Consider the following 3,475-nt stretch of genomic DNA (forward strand, 5'->3'; position numbering starts at 1 on the left):
GTGCTGGGGGCCGCCAGGCCCCTCAGCCCACCAGCCGGAGCCGAACCCCGGCCACCCCCACCCGTACCGTCTGCCCCCACCTCAACTCCACCGCGTCCCCCTCCATCCCGTCCCCGAACGCGATGAGCCGGTCCGACTCCACGGTGAGGGACAACCGCCCGGACGCGGTGAGCTCACCGGCCACCAGCGAGGTGCCGGTGGCCGGCGAGGGCCAGGCCTCGCGGACGAACCAGAGCAGGCGTTCGTCCGTGGGCCCCGGCAGCGGCAGCCCCCCGCCCCGCTCCTGCCACACCGACCGGAGCCAGCCGCTGGCCCCGGTCCCGGTCCCCACCAGCACCCCGGAGGACGCCTGGGGCTCGACGGCACCCCCGTACTCGTCGAGCCCCAGCCGATAGCGGGCCGTCTGATGGCCCGCGGCCCCCAGGTAGATCTCGTTGAGGGCGACCAGCCGCTGGGTGTCGTCCGCGACCGCCTCGACCATGGTCAGCTCATCGGCGGCGCCCCCGTGCGCCGAGGCGAGCAGCGCGCCGGCGTCCCCGGGCCGGTGCCGCACCAGCACACCCGGATTGCGCCCGGGGTCCGCGTCGATCCCCACCACCGGCTGGCCCGCCAGGTACTTGGCGACGTTCGCGACCAGGCCGTCCTGGCCGACCACGACCACCACGTCCTCCGGCGCGAACAGGAAGCGGTCCAAGTCGGCCCGCTCCAGCCGCGCCTGACGCCAGGTCAGTGGAATGGCCGACACCACCTCGGCGAGCGCCTCGCGGGCCCGCCGGTGCCGTTCGGCCACCTCCGCGATGTCCCGGCCGCGGGAGGACAGGAAGAACGCGGCCTGCCCGTGCGTGCCGTGCCGGGCCACCAACTCCTCGTACTCGGTGGTCCGATGGACGAGGACGACCCGGGGCGCGAGGCTCACGCCGGGTCCCCGACGGCCCCGTTGCCCAGCTTGGCGAGCAGCCCGGTAAGAACGTCCGGCGACACCGTGACGCTTTCGATCCGCGGCAGGTTCTCCGCGAGCCGGCTGCCGGTCAGGGCGTGCAGCGTGGTGACGTCCGCGTCTCCGTGGACCCGCAGCCAGGCCGCCTGTGCCTCTGCCCGTGCCGCGCCGACCTCGCGCTCCGCCTGCGCCTCGGCCCCGGCGAGCCGCACCTTCCGGGTGGCCTCCGCCTCGGCCAGCCGGACCGTGCGGGCCGCCTCCGCCTCGGCGCGCACCGCGTCCGCCGCCGCGAGCTCCTCGGCCTCGCGGCGCGCGTTCGTACCGCGCTGGTCGACCAACTGCTCCTCGCGCCGGGCGAGTTCGATCTGACTGGCGAGTTCGTTCTCGGCGATGGCGCGCTCCCGCTCGACGGCGACCGCCCGGCGTTCGTACGTCGCCTTGTCCGCGTCCTGCTGGATCTGCTCGCGGGCGGGGGTGCGCAGCGCCCGTTCCACCTCGGGCTCCGGGCGCAGGGCGACGACCCGCACGGCGACCACCTCGATGCCGGTGGCGGGCAGCCGCGGTTCGGCGGCGAGGCCGCCCGCGATCCGCTCCCGGACCGCCGCGACGCCGTCGACGAGGGCCGACGCCAGTGACGTACGGGCCAGCACGTCGAGCGCGTGCTGCTGGGCCGTCTCGGTCAGCAGCGACCCCAGCTGTTCGAGCGGGGCGCCGCGCCAGGCGCCCGTGTCGGGGTCGATGGAGAAGTCGAGGCGGGTGGCCGCGACGGCGGGGTCGCTGACGCGGTAGGTGACGGTCGCCTGCACCGCGACGTCCTGGAAGTCGGACGTACGGGCGTGGAAGGTCATCGCCAGCTCGCGGTCGTCGACCGGGACTTCGGAGAGCGAGGCGGTCAGTGAGCGGTACCAGAAGCTGAGCCCGGGGCCGTCGTGGACGAGGCGTCCCGACCGGTGGTGCCTGACGTGGGCGGTGGGCGCCCCGCGCAGATGGCGCCAGCCGAGGCGTCGCGTGATGTCGGCCATGAAGTCCCCCTCGCGCCGGGCGGGCCCGGCGGCTCCTCGTCTTCTTTGTCGTCAGTGAGACGATAACGGCTGGGTCCACTTATCGTCAAGAGGACGAAATGAATGCGGTGCGGCTCGGGCGATCCACGGGTGAACACGCGTCCGGATGGTCAGGATGGAGACATGGGATTCCATGTCGACTCCGAGGCCGGCCGGCTGCGCCGCGTCATCCTGCACCGGCCCGATCTCGAGCTCAAAAGGCTCACCCCCAGCAATAAGGACGCCCTGCTCTTCGACGACGTGCTGTGGGTGCGCCGGGCCCGCGCGGAACACGACGGGTTCGCCGACGTGCTGCGCGACCGCGGGGTCACCGTCCACCTCTTCGGTGACCTGCTCGCCGAGACGCTGGCGATCCCGGCGGCCAGGTCGCTCGTCCTGGACCGGGTCTTCCGCGAGAAGGAGTACGGGCCGCTCGCCACCGACCATCTCCGGGCCGCCTTCGAGACCCTGCCCGCTCCGGAGCTGGCGTCCGCGCTCGTCGGCGGCATGACCAAGCGCGAGTTCCTGGACGCGCACGCGGAGCCGACCTCCGTGCGCTTCCATGTCATGGACCTCGACGACTTCCTCCTGCGGCCGCTGCCCAATCACCTCTTCACCCGTGACACCTCCGCCTGGATCTACGACGGGGTCTCCATCAACGCCATGCGCTGGCCGGCCCGGCAGCGCGAGACCGTGCACTTCGAGGCGATCTACCGGCACCACCCCCTCTTCCGCGAGGAGGACTTCAATCTCTGGTCGGAGGGGCAGGCGGACTATCCGTCCACCATCGAGGGCGGCGACGTCCTCGTCATCGGCAACGGCGCGGTGCTGATCGGCATGAGCGAGCGCACGACGCCCCAGGCGGTCGAGATGCTCGCGCACAAGCTGTTCGCGGCGGGCTCGGCGACCACGATCGTGGCGCTCGACATGCCCAAGCGGCGGGCTCTCATGCACCTCGACACCGTGATGACGATGGTCGACGGTGACATCTTCACGCAGTACGCCGGGCTCGGCATGCTCCGCTCGTACACCATCGAACCGGGTGTGGGGGAGAAGGAGCTGAAGGTCACCGACCACCCCCCGGAGCACATGCACCGCGCCATCGCCGCGGCGCTCGGCCTGGGCGAGATCCGTGTCCTGACCGCCACGCAGGACGTGCACGCGGCCGAGCGGGAGCAGTGGGACGACGGGTGCAACGTCCTCGCCGTCGAGCCGGGCGTCGTCATCGCCTACGAGCGCAACGCCACCACCAACACCCATCTGCGCAAGCAGGGCATCGAGGTGATCGAGATCCCGGGCAGCGAGCTGGGGCGGGGGAGGGGCGGCCCGCGCTGCATGAGCTGCCCTGTCGAGCGGGATCCCGTGTAAGGCCCCGGGCGTAGGGCCTCCCGCGCCGGACTCCCCATGGGGGACTTCCTCATGGGGGGACTCCCCGTGGGGGTGCCAGGGTCCGCCGGGAGCCCCGGGGTCCGGTACGGGCCGCCGGGCCGTACCGGAC

General features: G+C 72.9%; 3 protein-coding genes. 1 reads left to right on the forward strand and 2 read right to left on the reverse strand.

All coding sequences use genetic code 11. From position 1 onward, the window contains the following. Positions 1 to 22: 22 nt before the first annotated feature. Entirely contained in the window at positions 23 to 916 is an 894-nt protein-coding gene (locus ACFWBT_RS42325; protein WP_385709966.1) for a hypothetical protein, read from the reverse strand. After that, positions 913 to 1,959: an SPFH domain-containing protein gene (locus ACFWBT_RS42330; RefSeq protein ID WP_385709969.1), complete on the reverse strand. Its 1,047-nt coding sequence runs from the start codon at positions 1,957 to 1,959 to the stop codon at positions 913 to 915. Before ACFWBT_RS42330 ends, ACFWBT_RS42325 begins: the two co-directional genes overlap by 4 nt. 162 nt (positions 1,960 to 2,121) lie before the next feature. Between ACFWBT_RS42330 and ACFWBT_RS42335 the strand changes: the two genes are divergently transcribed. Then, complete coding sequence (locus ACFWBT_RS42335; RefSeq protein WP_385709972.1) at positions 2,122 to 3,345, forward strand: arginine deiminase; 1,224 nt, start codon at positions 2,122 to 2,124, stop codon at positions 3,343 to 3,345. Positions 3,346 to 3,475 lie beyond the last annotated feature (130 nt).

Origin of the sequence: Streptomyces sp. NPDC060027, from assembly GCF_042737005.1 — a bacterium.
In the GTDB taxonomy this organism is placed as follows: domain Bacteria; phylum Actinomycetota; class Actinomycetes; order Streptomycetales; family Streptomycetaceae; genus Streptomyces.